15 protein-coding genes are annotated in these 20,696 nt (G+C 35.9%); 6 read left to right on the top strand and 9 right to left on the bottom strand.

What is annotated here, in order from left to right:
* Nucleotides 1–56 precede the first annotated feature (56 nt).
* The 4 genes from PND65_RS07735 to PND65_RS07720 are packed head-to-tail and all read left to right on the top strand — an operon-like array spanning nt 57 to nt 9,737.
* On the top strand, nt 57–2,153 hold the full coding sequence (locus PND65_RS07735) for a glutamine synthetase III family protein (RefSeq protein ID WP_035403563.1): 2,097 nt from the start codon (nt 57–59) through the stop codon (nt 2,151–2,153).
* 56 nt (nt 2,154–2,209) lie between these two features.
* Nucleotides 2,210–3,793, top strand: coding sequence for an asparagine synthase B (gene asnB, locus PND65_RS07730; protein WP_271991227.1), 1,584 nt, complete (start codon nt 2,210–2,212; stop codon nt 3,791–3,793).
* Nucleotides 3,794–3,809: 16 nt separating this feature from the next.
* On the top strand, nt 3,810–8,285 hold the full coding sequence (gene gltB / locus PND65_RS07725; protein WP_271991229.1) for a glutamate synthase large subunit: 4,476 nt from the start codon (nt 3,810–3,812) through the stop codon (nt 8,283–8,285).
* 3 nt (nt 8,286–8,288) lie between these two features.
* The gene (locus PND65_RS07720; RefSeq protein ID WP_271991231.1) at nt 8,289–9,737 is read left to right on the top strand and encodes a glutamate synthase subunit beta; all 1,449 of its coding nucleotides are present in this window, start codon (nt 8,289–8,291) and stop codon (nt 9,735–9,737) included.
* 14 nt (nt 9,738–9,751) lie between these two features.
* Here the strand turns inward: PND65_RS07720 and PND65_RS07715 are convergent, their stop codons facing one another.
* Nucleotides 9,752–10,507 (bottom strand): type 1 glutamine amidotransferase, encoded by a 756-nt coding sequence (locus PND65_RS07715; protein WP_204715313.1) that lies wholly within the window; start codon nt 10,505–10,507, stop codon nt 9,752–9,754.
* Nucleotide 10,508: 1 nt separating this feature from the next.
* Nucleotides 10,509–11,822, bottom strand: coding sequence for a Mur ligase family protein (locus PND65_RS07710; RefSeq protein ID WP_087319272.1), 1,314 nt, complete (start codon nt 11,820–11,822; stop codon nt 10,509–10,511).
* A gap of 98 nt (nt 11,823–11,920) precedes the next feature.
* Between PND65_RS07710 and purC the strand changes: the two genes are divergently transcribed.
* Together purC and purB are read left to right on the top strand one after the other, a co-directional pair.
* Entirely contained in the window at nt 11,921–12,634 is a 714-nt protein-coding gene (gene purC, locus PND65_RS07705; RefSeq protein ID WP_015535942.1) for a phosphoribosylaminoimidazolesuccinocarboxamide synthase, read from the top strand.
* A gap of 3 nt (nt 12,635–12,637) precedes the next feature.
* Nucleotides 12,638–14,071 carry an adenylosuccinate lyase gene (purB, locus tag PND65_RS07700; RefSeq protein ID WP_035403550.1) on the top strand — a complete coding sequence of 478 codons (1,434 nt, stop codon included), beginning with the start codon at nt 12,638–12,640 and terminating at the stop codon, nt 14,069–14,071.
* Between the two features lie 11 nt (nt 14,072–14,082).
* Here the strand turns inward: purB and proC are convergent, their stop codons facing one another.
* The 7 genes from proC to recN are packed head-to-tail and all read right to left on the bottom strand — an operon-like array spanning nt 14,083 to nt 20,691.
* Complete coding sequence (gene proC, locus PND65_RS07695) at nt 14,083–14,865, bottom strand: pyrroline-5-carboxylate reductase (RefSeq protein ID WP_271991233.1); 783 nt, start codon at nt 14,863–14,865, stop codon at nt 14,083–14,085.
* On the bottom strand, nt 14,862–15,491 hold the full coding sequence (locus PND65_RS07690) for a M48 family metallopeptidase (protein WP_271991236.1): 630 nt from the start codon (nt 15,489–15,491) through the stop codon (nt 14,862–14,864). The genes proC and PND65_RS07690 overlap by 4 nt, the downstream gene beginning before the upstream one ends.
* On the bottom strand, nt 15,484–16,320 hold the full coding sequence (locus PND65_RS07685; RefSeq protein ID WP_271991238.1) for an Mrp/NBP35 family ATP-binding protein: 837 nt from the start codon (nt 16,318–16,320) through the stop codon (nt 15,484–15,486). The genes PND65_RS07690 and PND65_RS07685 overlap by 8 nt, the downstream gene beginning before the upstream one ends.
* 1 nt (nt 16,321) lies before the next feature.
* Entirely contained in the window at nt 16,322–17,224 is a 903-nt protein-coding gene (locus PND65_RS07680) for a tyrosine-type recombinase/integrase (protein ID WP_195190860.1), read from the bottom strand.
* 15 nt (nt 17,225–17,239) lie between these two features.
* Nucleotides 17,240–17,893 (bottom strand): tRNA1(Val) (adenine(37)-N6)-methyltransferase, encoded by a 654-nt coding sequence (locus PND65_RS07675; RefSeq protein WP_271991240.1) that lies wholly within the window; start codon nt 17,891–17,893, stop codon nt 17,240–17,242.
* Nucleotides 17,886–19,058, bottom strand: a complete 1,173-nt coding sequence (gene dinB, locus PND65_RS07670) for a DNA polymerase IV (RefSeq protein WP_022355859.1) — start codon at nt 19,056–19,058, stop codon at nt 17,886–17,888. The genes PND65_RS07675 and dinB overlap by 8 nt, the downstream gene beginning before the upstream one ends.
* On the bottom strand, nt 19,051–20,691 hold the full coding sequence (gene recN, locus PND65_RS07665; protein ID WP_204713124.1) for a DNA repair protein RecN: 1,641 nt from the start codon (nt 20,689–20,691) through the stop codon (nt 19,051–19,053). Before recN ends, dinB begins: the two co-directional genes overlap by 8 nt.
* Between the last annotated feature and the right edge of the window lie 5 nt (nt 20,692–20,696).

The following is a 20,696-nucleotide window of genomic DNA, read 5'->3' as shown; positions in this document are numbered from 1 at the left end:
GCCAATTAGCTTGATGCTGATAGGTATCTTTGCCCTTTTTTTATGGGAGGAATACTATGAAAACAAACGTCACAGAGATTTTCGCAAGTAAAGTTTTTAATGAGGAACAGATGCAGCAACGTCTTGCAAAAGACACATTTAAAGAGCTGCAAAAAACGATCCGAGATGGAAAGCCTTTAAATATTAAGATTGCCAATGCGGTAGCTCATGCTATGAAAGAATGGGCCTTAGAAAATGGGGCTACTCATTTCACACATTGGTTTCAACCAATGACCGGTGTGACCGCAGAAAAACATGATAGCTTTATCACACCAAGCGAAAAAGGAAAAGTCATAATGGAATTTTCTGGTAAGGAATTAATCAAAGGAGAACCTGATGCCTCCTCATTTCCTAATGGAGGTCTACGTGCCACTTTTGAAGCTAGAGGGTATACCGCGTGGGATCCAACATCATATGCTTTTATCAAAAACGATGTATTATGCATTCCAACTGCCTTCTGTTCTTATTCAGGTCATGCCCTAGATAAGAAAACACCACTATTAAGAAGTATGGAAGCTATCAATAAAGAAGCATTACGAATCCTTCATTTATTTCATCACGATGATGTCACGATGGTCAAAAGCACAGTAGGACCTGAACAAGAATACTTTTTGGTTGATATCGAACAATACAAACAGCGAAAGGATCTAATTTATACGGGTCGTACATTGTTTGGTTTACCTGCTCCTAAAGGACAAGAGATGGAAGATCACTATTTTGGAACGATCAAGTCCAGGGTTCAAACTTTTATGAAAGAACTGAACACTGAACTTTGGAAATTAGGTGTTTTGGTCAAAACGGAACATAACGAAGTTGCACCGGCTCAATATGAATTAGCTCCTATCTTCTCTACCAGCAATATTGCCACTGATCATAATCAATTGACCATGGAATTGATCCAGCGAATTGCAAAAAAACATGGCTTGGTCGCTTTATTGAATGAAAAGCCATTTGAAGGAATCAATGGTTCAGGGAAACATAATAATTTCTCTTTATCAACTGATACAGGGATCAACTTACTAGAACCTGGAGAAACACCATATGAAAATGCACAGTTCTTACTTTTCTTATGTGCCATTATTAAAGCGGTTGATGAATATCAAGACTTGCTGCGTTTAAGTGTGGCCAGCGCTGGAAACGATCATCGACTTGGAGCTAATGAGGCACCACCGGCAATCATTTCTATTTTCTTAGGAGATGAACTGACAGAAGTATTAGAAGCGATTGAAAAAGGTATTAGTTATGATGGAAAAGATCGAGAGTTTATGAAGATTGGAGCTCACGTCTTGCCTAAATTCACAAAAGATACGACCGATCGAAACCGAACAAGTCCATTTGCCTTTACCGGCAATAAATTTGAATTCAGAATGCCAGGAAGTGCTTCATCCATTGCGGGATGTAATATTTGTTTAAATACAGCTATTGCAGAAGAACTTAGACAGTATGCAGATATTTTAGAAAGTGCCCATGATTTTGAAAGCACACTTCATGCTTTGATCCTGGATACGATCAAGAATCATAAACGTATCATCTTTAATGGAAATGGATATGATGATTCCTGGATCCAGGAAGCTGAAAAACGTGGTTTATTAAATCTACGTACGACACCAGACGCACTTCCATACTTTGTACATGAGAAGAATATCGAATTATTTGAACGTAATAAAGTATTGAATCGAGAAGAAATTTATTCTCGTTATGAGATCATGATGGAAGAATACACGAAGACAATCAATATTGAAGCTTTAACAATGATCAATATGGCACAAAAAGAAATTCTTCCAGCTGCTTTGAAATACAGCAAGCATTTAGCTCAAAGTGTAAAGCTTAAACGGGATATTTCTACACTGATCGATACAGAATATGAAGAAGTTAATTTAACCAGACTTTCAAGCTTATTGACACAGGCTTATAAGAACGTTTTAAAACTTCAAGAATCAGTGGATACGTTAAAAGGAATCGATGATTTTGAAAAAGCTGCTTTCTTTGTTCGTGATACTTTGATTTTAGATATGGAACAATTAAGAAAACCATGTGATGAAATGGAAAGCATTGTATCAAGTCAAGATTGGCCTTTCCCTACTTATGGAAAACTATTGTTTGGAATTATTTAAATATACTATCAGATCTATTTACGTAGATCTGATTCTTTTTAAAGGAGTAGATAACTATGTGTACCGTAATTGGATATCAAGGAAACAAAGATGCAAAAGATATACTCATACAAGCTCTGCAAAGAACGAAGTCAAGAGGTCCCGATGATCAAAGGATCGAATCTTTTGGATCGTGCATGCTTGGTTTTCAACGATTGGCAATCATGGGACTCACTGATGAAGGGATGCAGCCATTTCAGTTAAATCAGGACGCCCTGGTTTGTAATGGTGAAATTTACGAGTTTCGAAAGATTAAAAATGCATATATAGAAAAAGGAATTCAATTTAAAAGTGACAGTGATTGTGAAATCCTATTATATATGTATCAAGAATATAAATGTGAAATGTTTAAAAGATTGGATGCTGAATTTGCCTTGATCCTATATGATCATGAAAGTGATTCATTGATTGCAGCTAGAGATCCGATCGGAATTCGTCCTTTGTTTTATGGATACGATTCCAACAACAATATCATATTTGCTTCAGAAGCAAAGAATCTTATATCCATCGTTAAAAAGATTATTCCCTTCCCTCCTGGACATTATTATAAGGGTGGAAAATTTGTTTGTTATAGAGATATCTCTCATGTAGATTCTTTTAAAAGTGGAACTCTAGATTTTATATGCAAACCAATTCATGATCTTTTGATACAGGGAGTTCATAAACGACTTGATGCCGATGCTAAAGTAGGTTTTTTATTAAGTGGTGGTTTGGATTCCAGTTTGGTTTGTGCTATTGCTTCAAGAATATATGATAAACCAATTCGAACATTTGCCATTGGTATGAAAAAAGATGCCATTGACTTAAAATATGCTAAAGAAGTAAGTGAATATATTCATTCCATTCATACTGAGTTTATTATAACGAAAGAAGATGTAATTAACGCATTAGAAGAAGTGATACAGATCTTGGCTACATATGATATAACGACCATCCGAGCTTCGATTGGAATGTATCTTCTTTGTAAAAAGATTCATGAAACAACTGATATCCGTGTTTTGTTAACTGGTGAAGTTAGTGATGAATTATTTGGCTACAAATATACAGACTATGCACCAAATGCCCTAGCTTTTCAACAAGAATGCGCAAAACGTTTGAAAGAACTATATATGTATGATGTATTAAGGGCCGATCGCTGTATCAGTACAAACTCTATGGAAGCAAGGGTTCCTTTTGGTGATTTGGATTTTGTTCAATATGTCATGTCGATCGATCCTGAACTAAAGATGAATACCTATAATAAAGGAAAATACTTACTTCGCTATGCATTTAAAGAAGATGCGCTTTTACCTGAACATATACTGATGAGAGAAAAAGCTGCGTTTTCTGATGCTGTAGGTCATTCTTTGGTAGATGATCTTAAAGCGTATGCACAAACAAGGTATACCAATGAAGAATTTCATGAAAAAATCAAAAAATATACATTTGCACCTCCCTTTACCAAAGAATCCCTTTTATATCGAGAGATCTTTGACAAATACTATCCAAATCAAGAAAGCATGATTAAAGGATACTGGATGCCAAATAAAGAATGGAAGAACTGTGATGTCTTAGATCCATCTGCCAGGGTCTTGGCAAATTATGGAGACAGTGCAAAATAAATAGAAAGGTGAAACTATGAGCTATAAGAATGAACATGATGCTTGTGGAATTGGTGCCGTTGTTCAAATTGACGGTAAGGTAAGTCACGATGTAGTGGACAATGCATTATCGATCGTCGAAAAATTAGAACATAGAGCTGGTAAAGATTCCACCGGAAAAGTTGGAGATGGCGTAGGTATCTTATTGCAGATATCACATTCATTCTTTAAACATGTGTGTAAGGAAATAAATATTGAACTGCAAAAACCTAGAGACTACGCTGTAGGAATGTTTTTCTTTCCCAATCATATGTTAGAAAGAAATCAAGCTAAAAGATTATTTGAAACGATCGTTTCTAATGAAAACTGCGAAGTCTTAGGTTGGCGCAAGGTCAAAACAGATGCATCTATTTTAGGTAAAAAGGCACTTGCCTGTATGCCTTATATAGAACAAGTCTTTATCAAGAAGCCAGATTTTGTATCGTCAGATCTTGAATTTGACAAATTATTATATGTAATACGAAGACAATTTGAAAAAAGTTGTCCAGATACATATGTAGTTTCATTATCTTGTCGAACGATCGTATATAAAGGAATGTTTTTGGTCGATCAACTTAGAAAATTTTATCTAGATCTTGATGATCCAAACTATAAAAGCACAATTGCCATTGTACATTCCCGCTTTTCAACGAACACGACTCCAAGCTGGCAAAGAGCACATCCAAATCGTTTGATTGCCCATAATGGAGAAATCAATACGATTCAAGGAAATATTAACCGTATGCTTGCACGTGAAGAAAGCATGAGTTCAGATTTTCTAAATAAGAACAAAAATAAGATCTTACCAGTGATCGATCCAAAAGGTTCGGATTCGGCAATTTTAGATAATACGTTGGAGTTTTTGATGATGAATGATATTGAACTTGCTAAAGCTGTCATGATCACAATTCCTGAAGCCTGGAAGAATTCCTTACAGGATTCCTTAAAAAGAGATTTTTATCATTATTACGCTACGATGATGGAACCATGGGATGGGCCAGCAGCCATTTTATTTAGTGATGGAGATGTTTTAGGCGCAGTCCTAGATCGCAATGGGTTACGACCAGCTAGATATTATGTAACGGACGATAATATGTTGATCTTATCAAGTGAAGTTGGTGTCTTAGATGTTGATGAGAAAAAAATATTAAAAAAATCACGTTTACAGCCGGGAAAAATGTTATTGGTGGATACCAAGAATAAAGAAATTATTGACGATGAAACAATCAAAGATCGATATGCTTCAAACAATCCTTATGGTGAATGGCTGGATGGTTCTTTATTAAAACTAAAAGATCTTAAGGCAACCGATAAAAAAACAGTAAAGCTTACAACACAAGAACGACAATCGCTATATAAATATTTTGGTTATACATATGAAGAAGTAAATGATTTGATTTTGGAAATGGCCAGGATACAAAAAGAACCAACCTTTTCCATGGGAACCGATGTTCCTTTAGCAATTTTAAGTAACCTTCACCCTTCCCTATTTCATTACTTTAAACAGCGATTTGCTCAGGTAACCAATCCTCCAATTGATTCCATTCGTGAAGAAATCATTACCGATACAACTATTTATGTAGGACCAAATGGAAACATACTTAAAGAGAATAAAAATAATTGTAAAGTTTTAGAGATCAACAATCCAATACTGGATGCAAGAGATATGGATAAGATCAAACATCTAAATAATAATACGCTTGTTCCTCAAGTGATATCTCTATTGTATTATCGAGGCATGCCATTAAAAGAGGCTATGGAAGAATTGTTTGTTAAATGCGACAAAGCGTATCATGAGGGAGCCAATATATTGATCTTATCAGATCGCGGTATTGATGAAAGTCATATGGCCATCCCTAGTTTACTTGCTATTTCAGGTTTAGAACAACATTTGATCAAGACAAAAAAAAGAACGTCTGTATCGATCGTACTTGAAAGTGGCGAACCACGTACTGTACATGAGTTTGCCTGCTTATTAGGATTTGGGGCAACCGCGATTTATCCATATTTGGCTCATGAATGTATTGAAGAAAATATCGAAAAAGGTAATTTGGATAAAGAAGTTTCGATTGCGATTAAGGATTATAATTTAGCTGTTCTACACGGAATTGTAAAGATTGCCGCAAAAATGGGTATTTCAACACTTCAATCTTATCAATCCGCCCAAATATTTGAAGCAGTCGGAATCAGTCAGGAAGTTATTGATCAATATTTTACCAATACAATATCTACGGTTGGAGGTATTGGTTTAAAACAAATTGAAGAAGACTTAACATACCATCATAAAAGAGCCTTTGATGTGCTTGGTTTAAAAACAGATATGAGTTTAGACTCAATTGGATTTCACAAGCTTCGTTATGGTAGACATACCGAAGATCATTTATACGATGCTAAGACCATTACCCTGCTTCAACAAGCAGCCCAGACAAATGACTATCAGCTTTTTAAACAATATACCCATCGTTTGCATAATAAAAAGATCATGCATAATTTGCGCGATAGCTTTGAAATTTTCACAGATGCATCTCCTATTCCTTTAGATGAAGTTGAATCTGAAGAAGAAATTGTAAAACGTTTTAAAACTGGTGCAATGTCGTATGGATCTATATCTAAAGAAGCACATACCTGTCTAGCGGTTGCGATGAACCGTCTTCATGGTAAATCCAATACGGGTGAAGGCGGCGAAGACCCTAAACGATTCCATACAGAAGAAAACAGCGCCATCAAACAAGTGGCAAGTGGTCGTTTTGGTGTAACAAGTGAATATTTGATCAATGCACAAGAAATACAAATCAAAATGGCTCAAGGTGCAAAACCAGGTGAAGGAGGTCATTTGCCTGCGCAAAAGGTATATCCTTGGATTGCCAAAACAAGACATTCTACGCCAGGTGTCTCACTGATCTCACCTCCACCTCATCATGATATTTATTCAATCGAAGATTTAGCTCAATTGATCTATGATTTAAAAAATGCTAATGAAAAAGCGCGAATTTCTGTAAAACTAGTTAGTGAAGCTGGTGTAGGAACCATCGCATGTGGTGTTGCCAAAGCTGGTGCCACTGTTGTTTTGATCTCCGGATATGATGGTGGTACAGGAGCTGCAGGACAAAGCAGTATTCATCATGCAGGCCTGCCTTGGGAATTAGGCCTGGCTCAAGCCCATAAAGATCTTATTGATAACGATTTAAGATCACGCGTTATTTTGGAAACAGATGGTAAATTGATGAGTGGAAGAGATGTTGCGATTGCCGCATTGTTAGGTGCAGAAGAATATGGTTTTGCGACTGCCCCTTTGGTTGTTATGGGATGTCGTATGATGCGAGTATGTAATCTGGATACTTGTCCTTTTGGAGTGGCTACACAAAACCAAGAATTACGAAAACGTTTTAAAGGTAAACCAGAATACGTTATAAACTTTATGCATTTTATTGCCAGAGAACTAAGAGAAATCATGGCAGAACTTGGAATGCATACTCTTGATGAAATGATCGGACGACAGGATTTATTAAAGATCAAAAAAGAATTGAAACCAAGACAGGAACTGTTGGAGCTTGAAAAAATCTTAACAAGCAATATGAATATCCATCATGAAGAGATGAAAACGTATGATTTTAAACTAGAAGAAACCCTGGATAAACGTATGATCATTCCTCATTTTACGCAAAATAACTCTCAATTAGAAGTAGCAGTCAATTGTACGAATCGTTCAATAGGTACTCTATTTGGTTCTTATATTACACAAAGCCAGGGAAATGATGTAAAAGAAGATACATATCAAATCAAATGTGTTGGTGGTGCCGGACAGTCTTTTGGAGCCTTTGTTCCTTCAGGAATAACTTTACATTTAATTGGAGATGCTAATGATTATTTTGGAAAAGGTTTATCTGGAGGAAAGCTTATTGCCTCTTTGCATAAAGATTCTAAATTAAAATCGAACGAAAATATTATCATAGGCAATGTAGCTCTCTATGGAGCAACCAGTGGAAAAGCTTTCATTCAAGGTGTTGCTGGAGAAAGATTTGGAGTTCGCAATTCAGGGGCTACGATCGTTTGTGAAGGTTGTGGAGATCATGGCCTGGAATACATGACAGGTGGTATTGCCTTGCTTTTAGGAAAGACCGGTAGAAACTTTGCGGCTGGTATGAGTGGTGGAATCGCCTATGTATACGACAAAGATCATGATTTGTATAAACGATTGAATAAAGAAATGGTCATCATGAATGAAGTGGAAAAAAAGACGGATATCGAAACGATTCATGCGCTGATGAAGGAACACTTCCAATATACAGGTTCACAAATTGCTAAACAATTATTAGATAACTTTGAAGAGAGTTTAAAAGATTTCAAGGTCATTATTCCTCATGATTATCTAAAAATCAAAGAGAAAATAAAGTCACTATGTGACAAGGGCTTTAGTCAAAATGAAGCCGAGTTACAGGCATTCCAGGAAATCTTTGAACAAAAGGAGGTGTAATACATGGCAGATATACATGGATTTATAAAATATGATCGCAAAGAGAATCAAAAGATATCTCCTATAAAAAGAGTCGTTGATTTTAGTGAATTTACACTTTATCTAGAACCAGAACAAAGAAAGATGCAAGCTGCACGATGTATGAATTGCGGCGTTCCATATTGTTCATCCTCTATGGAATTAAAAGGTATGGTCACAGGGTGTCCATTGAATAATTTAATCAGTGAATTTAATGATGAATTATACAAAGGTCATGAATATGAAGCTCTTGAGCGTCTTTTGAAACAAAATCCATTCCCAGAATTTACCGGACGTGTTTGCCCTGCTCTATGCGAGAAAGCTTGTTTAAATGGGTATGATGGACAACCTGTTACGATCCATGATAATGAGTTATATATTATAGAAAACGGATTTGAAAAAGGTTGGGTTCAAGCCAACCCGCCAAAAGTTCGCACAGATAAAAAAAATGCGGTCATTGGAAGTGGTCCGGCTGGGTTAAGCGTTGCCTATATGTTAAATCAAAGAGGTCACCAGGTTTCAGTTTATGAAAGAGACAAAGAGCCAGGTGGTTTATTGATGTATGGAATTCCTAATATGAAACTAGATAAATCCATCATTCGAAGAAGAATTGAGCTGATGAAACAGGAAGGTATCCAATTTTATACCAATTGTGATATTGGAAATAACATTGAATTTAAGAATCTTTATAAAGATCATGATGCGATCATTGTTTGTTGTGGCGCAAAACAGGCTCGAAAACTAAATTTAGAAAATGAGGATATAGAGGGGATATATCCTGCCGTCGATTTTCTAAGCGAAATCACTGATATGATCGAAACCAACAAACGGCCAATATCGCTTGAAGGAAAAAACGTTGTGATCGTAGGTGGTGGAGATACTGGGAATGATTGTGTAGCAACCAGCATTCGTCTACATTGTAAAACGGTGACACAACTAGAAATGATGCCTAAGCCTGCCATGACAAGAAGACTTGATAATCCATGGCCTGAATGGCCCAAGGTCTTAAAAACAGATTATGGTCAACAAGAAAGCATAGAATTATTTCATAAAGATCCAAGGATCTACCAAACCACAATCAAAGAAATCAAAAAAAAAGGAAATCATATCACTCATGTCGTAACGACAAAACTTCAATTTGATGGTAAAAAAATGGTCCAAATTCCAGGAAGTGAAACAGAATTAAAATGCGATCTATTATTGATTGCGGCTGGCTTTACAGGTGTAGAATCTTATGTTCAAGATGCCTTACATATCAAAATGAGCAAGCGCAATACATTTGAGGCCAATAATCATCAAACCAATGATGATAAGGTATTTGTAGCTGGTGATTGTAGACGAGGTCAATCTTTGGTAGTATGGGCCATTCATGAAGGCATTGAGTGTGCTAGAAAAGTAGATGAATATCTAATGGGATATTCGAATATAGAATAACGAGGCAGTTTACACTACCTCGTTTTTTCTACATTTAATCGTTTAAATAAAACATCTCTAGCCGCTTCATCAAAAGGATTTTCTAACGGTTTTAGATCTTCGAATTTAAATTCAGGATCATCTTTTTGAAGAGCCTTTGTAATCACAAAATCCGCAACAACAGGATTTTTTGGAAGCAATGGTCCATGAAGATATGTGCCTAAGATCTTTCCATCATAGAATCCTTCATATCCGCTATCAAATGTATTCCCATAACCGGATAAAACTTTTCCTAGTGGTTTTGATACATTTTTTGTTTGTCCACCATGATTTTCAAATCCTACGATCTGAGTTTTTATTCCATCCAGATTGGCTTCAATGATGATGTTTCCAACACAGCGAGTACGATCTGCTCCCGTGTCCGTATAATAATCATAAAATTTCAAACCATCGATTTTCTGATTATCACTTGCGGTATAATACTGACCAAATAATTGATATCCGCCACAGATCAATAGAACAAAGGTGTTTTCATCCATGGCCTGTTTGATATTTTCTTTTCGTGAGAGTAAATCAGGAATCAAAGAAAACTGTGTCTTATCATCCCCGCCTCCTAAAAAGATCAAGTTATAATCACATAGATTTTTTTTCTCACCAATACCACATGTATCTAAGACAAAATCTATATCACGATCTTCACATCGTTTTTTTAGGACCATCATGTTTCCCTTGTCTCCATAAAGATCCATGATGTCATGATATAGCCAACAAACTCTAAGACTATGTTTCATATTATTTCATTCCCTTCAAGATCGCATTTCGAGTTGGCAATAAAGCCGTATATGTAGCGATACAGTATGTTACGATATTCTTTTCCATACATGACTTAACGGCTGCATCCAGGTCTGTTTCAATCAAGATTTTTCCTTTGAAACCGCCATAGTAAAGACGTAAAGCCATATCGTTGGCACGAAGGCCGCTGCAAACAATTTTTTTGGTACTCTCTTTCATCAATTTTTCAAAAAATGTATCATAGATCCAGCTTACATCCGTTCCATCTTGATCATTATCGTTTAAAACAATGCAGATGTTTTTATCTGAGGGATCCATTTCGATGACTTTCATAACTTCGTTAGCACCTGTAGGATTTTTGATCAAGTTAAGAACACATGTCTGATTGTTTAAGTTAAATTTTTCATTTCTTCCCTTTGGTTGAGGTGCACTTTCAAATACCTTTTGAACATATGAATAATCGATATGATAGTATTTTGCCAACGCCATTACGGCAGCTGCATTGTACATGGAATACATACCTTCATAAGGATTTTTATACTTGACTTTTTCATTGGTGAAAGTTTGATTGATTAAATCTATATTTTCCAAAGAAACATCGGCTTTTGGCGATGCAAATCCACAGTTTGGACAATGGAATTTTCCAATATGAGAATATTGATAATAATCATAGACAAGCCGCTCATTACATTTAGGACAGAATTTTCCTTCACTTGCTTCTTTTGTGCTTGTACGCGAGTAATCGTTTTCTTCGATTCCGTAATATGTAACATGTGCTTTAGGTGCTTTTAAAGAAAGGCGTACAACGTTAGGATCATTGGCATTTAAGATCAATTCCCCATCATAGTTTGGCAATACTGATTCAATGGTTGAAATCAAACGTTCCATTTCCATTGCTCTATCCAATTGATCTCTAAAGAAGTTGGTAACGACTAAAGCACTGACTGGAATATTAGGCAAAATGTGACGAATGTTTAATTCATCGACTTCCAAAACAAGTGCATTGGCTTTTACCTTTCCTAATATCGTTGAGTTTGTCACAATCGTAGTCACGATACCAGGGCGAAGATTGTCCCCTTTTCGATTTGAAATTACTTTATATCCTGAATATGACATCAGGTCTGTGATCATATTTGCTGTACTGGTTTTACCATTGGTTCCAGTTACAAGAATGATTGGTCCTTCAAAACGTAAACCTTTTAATATATCTGAATCTATCTTTAAACCAATTGTTCCTGGAAGCGAGCCACCACGATGGAACAAATGCAGTATATGTGCGGATAACTTGGTTGCTAGTATGGCTAAAGTTCGCATAATCATAACTCCTTTTACCCGATTATTATACACTAGTTGGCATTGAATTGTAAGATTATGACTAGTATAATATAAACGTTAAAAATGGAGGAAAGAAAATGAAGCAATTGGACATGATTTACGAAGGTAAAGCTAAAAAAGTTTACGCAACAGACGATCCTAATGCAGTAATCGTTGACTATAAAGACGATGCAACTGCATTTAATGGACAGAAGAAAGGTACGATAGTTGGTAAAGGTGCGATCAACAATCGTATGACTAACTTCTTGATGAAAAAATTGGAAGAAAAAGGCGTTCCAACACACTACATCGAAGAGTTAGATGAACGTCGTACTGTTGTAAAAAGAGTTACGATTATTCCTTTGGAAGTGATTATTCGTAACAAAGCTGCCGGAAGTTTTTCAAAACGCCTGGGTATCAAAGAAGGAACAGAATTAAAATGTTCAACTCTTGAGTTCAGCTACAAAGATGATGATCTTGGAGATCCATTGATCAATTCTTATATGGCAAAAGCTATTGGAGCTGCAACACAGGAAGATATTGATACGATTACAAAATATGCTTTTGAAATAAATGATTTCTTAAAAGAATTCTTTGCGGGAATTGGAATTGAATTGATCGATTTCAAACTTGAATTTGGTAAGACGGCTGATGGAACGATTGTTCTTGCTGATGAAATTAGTCCTGATACTTGCCGTTACTGGGATATCAAGACAGGTGAACATTTAGATAAAGACCGTTTCCGTCGTGATTTGGGAGATCCAGAAGGAGCTTATAAAGAAGTATTTAAAAGATTAGGATTTGGTGAATAAGATATGAGTAATCAATATTATCAATCCCCTCTTTCTTTACGTTATGCATCAAAAGAGATGCAGGAAATTTTCTCAAATGACAAAAAATTTAAGACTTGGAGAAGATTGTGGATTGCTTTGGCACAGGCAGAACAAGAACTTGGACTGGATATTACAGATGAACAAATCGAAGAATTGATTGCTCATAAAGACGATATCAATTACGATGTTGCCAAAGAAAGAGAAGCTTTGGTACGACATGATGTAATGAGCCATGTCTATGCATATGGTGTGCAATGTCCAAAGGCAAAAGGAATTATTCATTTAGGTGCAACAAGTTGTTATGTTGGTGATAATACGGATTTGATTATCATGCATGAAGCATTAGAACTTGTTCAAAAGAAGATCGTAAATGTATTGTATCGCTTAGAAAAATTTGCTCTAGAGTACAAAGAGCTTCCTTGTTTGGCATTTACGCATTTTCAGCCGGCTCAGCCAACTACAGTTGGAAAACGAGCTTCCTTATGGGCACAGGATCTGTATTTTGACTATTTAGAGATCCAGCATTTACTCGACAATAAAAAGTTATTAGGCTGTAAAGGTACAACTGGTACACAGGCTAGTTTCATGGAATTATTTGAAAACGATACAGATAAAGTAAAAGCTTTAGATAAGAAAATCTGTGAAAAGCTAGGTTATGATAACTACTTTGCGGTAAGCGGTCAGACTTATACTCGTAAATACGATACACAAGTTTTACAGGTACTTGTTGGAGTTGCTCAAAGTGCACACAAATTCAGTAATGATATTCGTTTATTACAACACTTAAAAGAAATTGAAGAACCATTTGAAAAGAATCAGATTGGTTCAAGTGCTATGGCATACAAGCGTAATCCAATGCGTTCTGAAAGAATTGCTGCTTTGGCAAATTATGTAATCAGTGATTCAATTAACCCAGCGATCACAGCTAGTACCCAATGGTTTGAAAGAACATTGGATGATTCTGCAAACAAACGTATTAGTATTGCAGAAGCTTTCCTTGCTATTGATGGTGTATTGGATCTATATCTAAATGTAACGGAAGGATTGGTCGTATACCCTAAAGTTATCGAAGCTAACTTAAGAAGAGAGCTTCCATTTATGGCTACAGAAAATATCATGATGGATGCTGTTAAAAATGGTGGCGATCGTCAGGAACTTCACGAATTGATTCGTACACATTCTATGGCGGCTGGAAGAGTTGTTAAAGAAGAAGGTAAACCAAATGATTTGATCGATCGTATTGCTGCTGATCCTAAATTTGGTTTGACAAAAGAACAAATCGAATCAATCATGCAGCCAATTAACTTTGTTGGTCGTTCTGTTCAACAGACAGAAGAGTTCTTCAAAGACTATATCGATCCAATTTTAGAAAAAGAAAAACAGGCTCTAGGTTTACATGCCGATATTAATGTATAAAAAAAAGGACATTAGTCCTTTTTTTCTATGGCATCAATGGCTGATATTACACTGCCGCGAAAGCCTGTTTTTTCTAATTCGCTAACACCTTTGATCGTAGTACCTCCAGGTGAACAAACCGCATCTTTCATGATTCCCGGATGTTCTTTATTTTCTAAGTATAAAGCACCAACACCTTCAATCATCTTAGCGGCTAGACGATAGCTGGATTCACGGGTAAGTCCATATTTTACCCCAGCATCGGAAAGAGCTTCTAAATACATAGCTGTAAAAGCTGGTGTACATCCAGATAATGTTCCCGCAATTGAAAAATGGTCTGTATCCACAAATTCCAACAGAGCTATTTTTCCAAAGATTTCTTTGAACAAGTTCAATTGTTCTTCATTGAGGGAGTGTTTTTCTTCACAGATCATAATTCCCTTTCCTGTAGAAATCGGTGTATTTGGTACCGTAGATAAATGAGGTGTATTTTCATTTAATAGTTTTTCGTAGTCTTCGAAATATACGCCGGCCGCAATAGAAATTACGATTTTATTTGAAAGTAAGTCTTTTACTGGTTCAACAACAGAAGCGATTTGATATGGCTTAACAGCTATAACAACAATATCACTTTGGGTAATCAAGCTTGTGGAATCTTGACAGGCGTTGATTTGTAATTTAGCACAATTGGTTTTAAGTTTTTCATAATTGCGAGCACAGGCATAGATGTCTGTGTTTTTGATTGCATTAAAAGATACCAGTCCTTTCGCAATGGCACTTGCCATATTTCCATAACCTATAAATCCTAATTTCATTTTGATTCCCCCAGTTTACAAGGTTTGATATATTTGAGTTGTTTAACGATTTCCTTATAGTTTGGACACCATTTCAAGAGAACATCGTAAAAAGCTTGTGAATGGTTTAATACATACAAATGAGCCAGCTCATGATAAATGATCGCATCTATACATTCTAAAGGTGCATAAGCTAAATTTAGATTTAAACAGATTTGTTTTTTAGTTGGAGTGCAGGATCCCCACTTGGACTTATAAAAGGCCAGCTTAAGATTCAAATCATAAATCTGCAGTGCTTCACAGATTTCATAGAAACGATCCTGAAAATAAGGACTGACATATGTTTTTAAGAAGTGATCAAAAGATTTTTGATCATTTGGTGTATAGATCTTATTTCCAACAAGCATCACTTTAGAATCTTCTATAAAATTGATGGTGTAAGATTCATTCAAAATCTGGATAACAGAATGATTGACAGTAAATGGTTTCTCGTTCATTCTTTTTTGTATCCAATCTTGATTTGAACGAATAAAGTTTTCTATTGTTCTTTTAGATGTATGTTTAGGACAAGTGATCACGATCGTGTTATCTTTGATCCTAAGATACATTTTCTTAATGTCTTTGTATATGATCTGACAATTATTCATTTACATCCTGCCATACTTCATCGGCAATATCGCTCATATATGAATCAGCAACTTCTTTTTGTTTGTCTGTATAGGATCCATATTTGTTGATATCGCGAATCAGATCCAACATTGGCAATGTACCATATAATTTTAAGCCAGTTTCATCAAAGAACTGATGAAGTTCTCCGGTTTCATAGAATTCGATGCGTTCATTACAGTTTGGACAATCCAGATAAGCCATATTTTCAATAACGCCTAATACAGGTACCTGTAATTGTTCACACATATGTACGGCTTTGCTGACGATCATAGAAACCATTGGCTGTGGTGTAGAAACCATCACGATTCCCTGTACTGGCAATGACTGCATGATCGTTAAGGCAACATCTCCTGTTCCAGGAGGCATATCGATCAATAACACATCTAATTCTTCCCATAATACATCTGTGTAAAATTGTTTTACAACACCTGCAATGACTGGTCCACGCCAGATAACAGGATCACTTTCATTTTTCATCAAATAGTTCAAAGACATGATCTTGATTCCTTCCTCAGTAACAATAGGAATAATTTCATTGTCTTTTGTCGCATACGCTTGTTCATCGGCTGCATCCAGTAGACGAGGAATACTAGGACCTGTGATATCGGCATCCATGATACCAACTTTTAATCCTTTTTTAGCCATAGCTTTTGCCAACATGACAGTAATGGTTGATTTTCCAACTCCACCTTTACCAGACATGACGGCTATGATCTTTTTGATGTTGTTTTTAGGGTTTGTTTCTACTGAACAAGTAGAAGCATCTTTATTACAATTTCCATGATTTGGGCATCCTTCACATGACATATTAATCGTCCTCCTTCTTCTTAAAACTTTGAAATGCATTATCATATGCATTTACTAAACGCTTATTTTGTATGTGAGTGTAAATTTGTGTTGTTTGAATATCACTGTGTCCTAATAGTTCCTGTACGATCCTTAAATCGGCATTGCCATCCAAAAGGTGGCTTGCAAAACTGTGGCGAAAACTATGTGCAGAAAGATTGGGGTTCAAGTTGCATTCTTCACATTTCTTTTTGATCAGATTGTGGACATATTGTCTTGTTAATACACGTCCATACTGATTGATAAAAAAATTAGGAAGAGTTTTCTTTTGCCAATTTTTTCGAACAAGGTTTAGATAGAGCTCCATTTGTTGAACACAGGCATCCACGATAGGAATGATCCTTTCTTTATCCCCTTTTCCAGTAACTTTTAAGATTTTTTCACTTAAATGGACATCATTACGTTTCAAGGAACAAAGTTCACTGACACGTAGACCACAGCTGTATAAAGTGAGTAAGATGGTCTTATGATAGATGTCTATATCGCTGTTGGAAAAGGAGTCAAATAATACTTTTAAATCTTGTACAGAAGCATAGATCGGTAAATGTTCATTATGCTTATGAGTATGGATATAAAGTGTTGGATCCTTGATTGATTCATGGTTCAAACTGATAAATTTATGAAATGAACGAACACTTGCTAGAACACGATTGATCGAATTGGATGAATACTCTTTAGTCAAAGAATTTAGATAATTATCTACGGTTAAGATCGTTATCTCTTCAACGTTATTGATATTCTTCTGATTCAAATAATTGATATAGTGTGTAAGATCTGACATATAAGCTTCAATCGTTTTCTTGGATTTGTTTTCTACAAGAGATAAATTAAGCTTGTAATCAGAAAGTGCTTCGTGTAAGTCCATGTGTATATTCTATCACTAAATCTCGATTGGAGGTAGTATTTGGCAATTACAACGTCTTTCTTTTATCGCTTCTATGAGGATGGATTTGCATTCATGATCTTTATCATAGGCAAATGCGACTCGTTTAGCACCAAAAGAATATTGGTTAAGTGTTGTAAGTATCTCCTGCATTCGAGTTGGACGATGGACAAAATAAAATCGTCCATTACTTTTTAACAAACGATTGGCATGTTTGATCAATTCATCCAATGTTAGATTGATTTCAATGCGTCCTAGTTGCCGCATATCCATTTTTACATTTGGATGAGTTTCTTTTTGGGTAAAGAAAGGTGGATTGCTGATGATAACATCCACACTTTCTACATTGACTTCTTGTATAGGGGCATGAATGATCTCATGCTCATGTTGAAAGAAAGTATCTGCATTTAATCTGGCAATATCATAAGCTTCTTTTAACACTTCGACTCCATAGAGTTTTTTTACCTCAAACTGGTCAACCCATAATAATAAAGCACCATTGTTTGTACCAATGTCCAATACGGTTTCCTGATCATTCACTTTTAAAAAGTTGGCAAGCAATCTTGTATCTGTGTTGAAATGGAAATGTTCTTTGTGCTGATATAGTTTAAAATCCTGCCGTATAAAATAATCAAGTCTTAGATTATTCATGTTCATTTCCTTTCTTTAATAGATCACTGGCTTTAAATAAATCTTTGTGATCAAGCTTTTTATTAAGCTGTGCCAGTATACTATCTGTATCTTGGATCGGTGTTTCAAAAATAGACGGTTGTTCCAGGATCCGATTGGCATCTTTTAAAGAGCCCATTGATACGCCAATATGACGATAACCAACTTCTTCAAAGTTTTCTTCCAATAAGCCGCTGGCTGCTTCAAAGACGATTACATAGGCATTCGTATATGTCTGCAAAGGGACAGAACGAACGATATTGTGAAAATTAGTATCTCGCAATGAGATAGATACAAGTTTACCTTTTTGATTTTCCTGGATCATTTTACGGCATAGATCATTGGTCAATGTCTTTAATCGTTCCATGGCATCATTTAATGTGTATATATCGCTTGGATAGGTCCTGGAAATAGAGATGCTTTTATGCGTCGTAGAAAAATTAAGCTGTGCACTTGAATTTCCACGGGCTTTTTGAATCAAAGAATACCCACTCTTTGATAAAAGACGCAAGATCAAGTTTTCGTTATCTGGACTGGCAAAATCACCAATCGTTTGAATTCCATATCTTTTTAGGACAGGAATTGTCTTCTTGCCGATTCCTACCATTTCTTCAATTGGTAATGGCCATAACTTTCGTTCTATCTCGGCTTTTCGTAAAACCGTAATTCCCTTTGGCTTTTTCATGTCACTTGCCATTTTCGCAAGAAAACGGTTTGGTGCAACTCCAATAGAAACATTTAAGCCAAGTGTTTCATAAACACCATTTTGGATTTGGACCGCAAGATCCAATGGTCTTTTATATCGTTTGATGGTATCTGTTACATCCATAAAACATTCATCAATGCTGGCTGGTTCGATCATATTGGAATAACGATGTAAATATTGAAAAAACTGAGCGCTCAAGGAACGATAATAATTATAGTCTCCTTGAACGATATTTAATTCAGGACAGATTTTTAAAGCTTCAAAAACAGGCATGGCACTATGAATACCAAATTCTCTAGCTGCATAGTTTGCCGTTGATAAAACCCCTCTAGATGACAAAGAGCCTACAGCTAATGGTAAGCCCTTGTATTCTGGATGCTTGATTTCTTCGGCTGAAGCAAAGAAGGCATTGATGTCGATATGAAATAATACTCTAGCCATCCTGGTTTGTCCTTTCTTTTAGTTCCTTGGCAGCCATAAGACTTGCTTTAGATACGGAACCAGAAGACATTAAGGCAAGTTCTTCAAGTACTTGTTGATCCGATAATTCTTCGACATGAGCTAAAGTTGAATCGCTTTGGCTATTCTTTGCCACACGATAATGATGATCGGCCCAGGCAGCGACACTGGCAAGATGCGTAATACATAGAACTTGATAATCTTTTGATAATGTTTTCATCTTATGTCCCATGGCATAGGCAACTTTGCCGGATACACCTGTATCAATCTCATCAAAGATGATCGTATCGATTCCCTGTTGAGATTGGAAAACAACTTTTAATGCCAGCATCAAACGGGAAAGTTCACCACCTGATGCAGAATCTTTTAAAAGCGAGAATGGCTGTCCCGGGTTCATGGAAACAACGAAATTGATATCATCGATTCCATTTGCGGATGGCTCTTTTCTTTGTACATCAACTTTAAAACGAGCGTTTTTTAACATAAGATCTTTAAAGTGTGTTTCAATTTGACTAGATAAGTCATTAAAGACGCTTTTGCGTTGTTTTGAGAGCAATTCTGCCTTTGTTTGATAAAGAGTTAACGCTTCTTCTTTTTCTTTGCTCAAACGTTCTAAAACCGCTTGACGATGAATGATCTTGTCAATCGTTTCCATGTACTGTTCTTTAGCTTTCATTAAGCCTTCATAACTTTGTCCATGTTTACGATACAATCGCTTGATCAGATATTCTCTTTCCTGTAGTTTATCCAGCTCATGAGTATCTCGTTGAAGATCTTCTCGACGATTCTTAAGTTCTTCACTTAGATCCACAAATTCATAATAAATATCATCTAAGTTTTCAATAGAAGTATCCCAGTAATTGCGCTGTAAACACTTTTTTAAATTGTAAAGTGAATCGATCAAGCCTCCATCTTTATCCAGAGTATAGATGGATTCATTTAAGTCTTCTAATGTTTTCTGTGCATTAGCGACTTCTTTAATGCGATTTGAAAGTTCTTCAAGTTCCCCTTCTTTGATATCGGCATCATTAATTTCATTGTATTGTGCAGTGGCATATTCTAAAGCATCATCGGAAAATGTTTCTTCTTGAGCTTTTTTTAATTCATTTGAAGCACGGGCATAGATTTGATAAAGGTTTTTTACTTCATTTTTTAGCGCTTCACAATTCGCAAAGCGATCGAGTAAATCAAGTTGCACGTTTGGATCCATGAGTTGATATGTATCCATTTGTGAATGAACATCAACCATCTTAGAAACAATTTGACGAACAAAGGATAAGGTCGCCGGTTGATTGTTGATCTTCATGGAACTTTTGCCTTGGTCTGTAATTGTTCGCTGAATCAAGATATCATCTTCTATATCATAATCATTTTCTTCAAGCAGATTGAGCACTTCCTGGCTAGGTTTGGAAAGCCGCATCTGAAGTATGGTTTTATTGGCATCTTTTCTGACTACGTTAGAGGTTGATCTTTGTCCGCTTAATAATGAAATCGCATCGATCAACAAACTCTTTCCGGCTCCAGTTTCACCTGTAATTACACTCATATGATTAGAAAAATCGATATTTGCTTTTTCAAACAAAACATAATCTTTGACATACAGTTCTTCAATCACAAATT

Origin of the sequence: Faecalitalea cylindroides, from assembly GCF_028321995.1 — a bacterium.
Classification (GTDB): Bacteria; Bacillota_I; Bacilli_A; order Erysipelotrichales; family Erysipelotrichaceae; genus Faecalitalea; species Faecalitalea cylindroides.
The sequence above is the reverse complement of the archived record's forward strand: the minus strand, read 5'-3'. Positions and strand labels throughout refer to the sequence as shown.

Bases quoted from the DNA above. Each gene is read 5' to 3' on its own strand.
- PND65_RS07735 (WP_035403563.1), top strand. From the start codon at position 57: ATGAAAACAAACGTCACAGAGATTTTCGCAAGTAAAGTTTTTAATGAG.
- asnB (WP_271991227.1), top strand. From the start codon at position 2,210: ATGTGTACCGTAATTGGATATCAAGGAAACAAAGATGCAAAAGATATA.
- gltB (WP_271991229.1), top strand. From the start codon at position 3,810: ATGAGCTATAAGAATGAACATGATGCTTGTGGAATTGGTGCCGTTGTT.
- PND65_RS07720 (WP_271991231.1), top strand. From the start codon at position 8,289: ATGGCAGATATACATGGATTTATAAAATATGATCGCAAAGAGAATCAA.
- PND65_RS07715 (WP_204715313.1), bottom strand. From the start codon at position 10,507: ATGAAACATAGTCTTAGAGTTTGTTGGCTATATCATGACATCATGGAT.
- PND65_RS07710 (WP_087319272.1), bottom strand. From the start codon at position 11,822: ATGCGAACTTTAGCCATACTAGCAACCAAGTTATCCGCACATATACTG.
- purC (WP_015535942.1), top strand. From the start codon at position 11,921: ATGAAGCAATTGGACATGATTTACGAAGGTAAAGCTAAAAAAGTTTAC.
- purB (WP_035403550.1), top strand. From the start codon at position 12,638: ATGAGTAATCAATATTATCAATCCCCTCTTTCTTTACGTTATGCATCA.
- proC (WP_271991233.1), bottom strand. From the start codon at position 14,865: ATGAAATTAGGATTTATAGGTTATGGAAATATGGCAAGTGCCATTGCG.
- PND65_RS07690 (WP_271991236.1), bottom strand. From the start codon at position 15,491: ATGAATAATTGTCAGATCATATACAAAGACATTAAGAAAATGTATCTT.
- PND65_RS07685 (WP_271991238.1), bottom strand. From the start codon at position 16,320: ATGTCATGTGAAGGATGCCCAAATCATGGAAATTGTAATAAAGATGCT.
- PND65_RS07680 (WP_195190860.1), bottom strand. From the start codon at position 17,224: ATGGACTTACACGAAGCACTTTCTGATTACAAGCTTAATTTATCTCTT.
- PND65_RS07675 (WP_271991240.1), bottom strand. From the start codon at position 17,893: ATGAATAATCTAAGACTTGATTATTTTATACGGCAGGATTTTAAACTA.
- dinB (WP_022355859.1), bottom strand. From the start codon at position 19,058: ATGGCTAGAGTATTATTTCATATCGACATCAATGCCTTCTTTGCTTCA.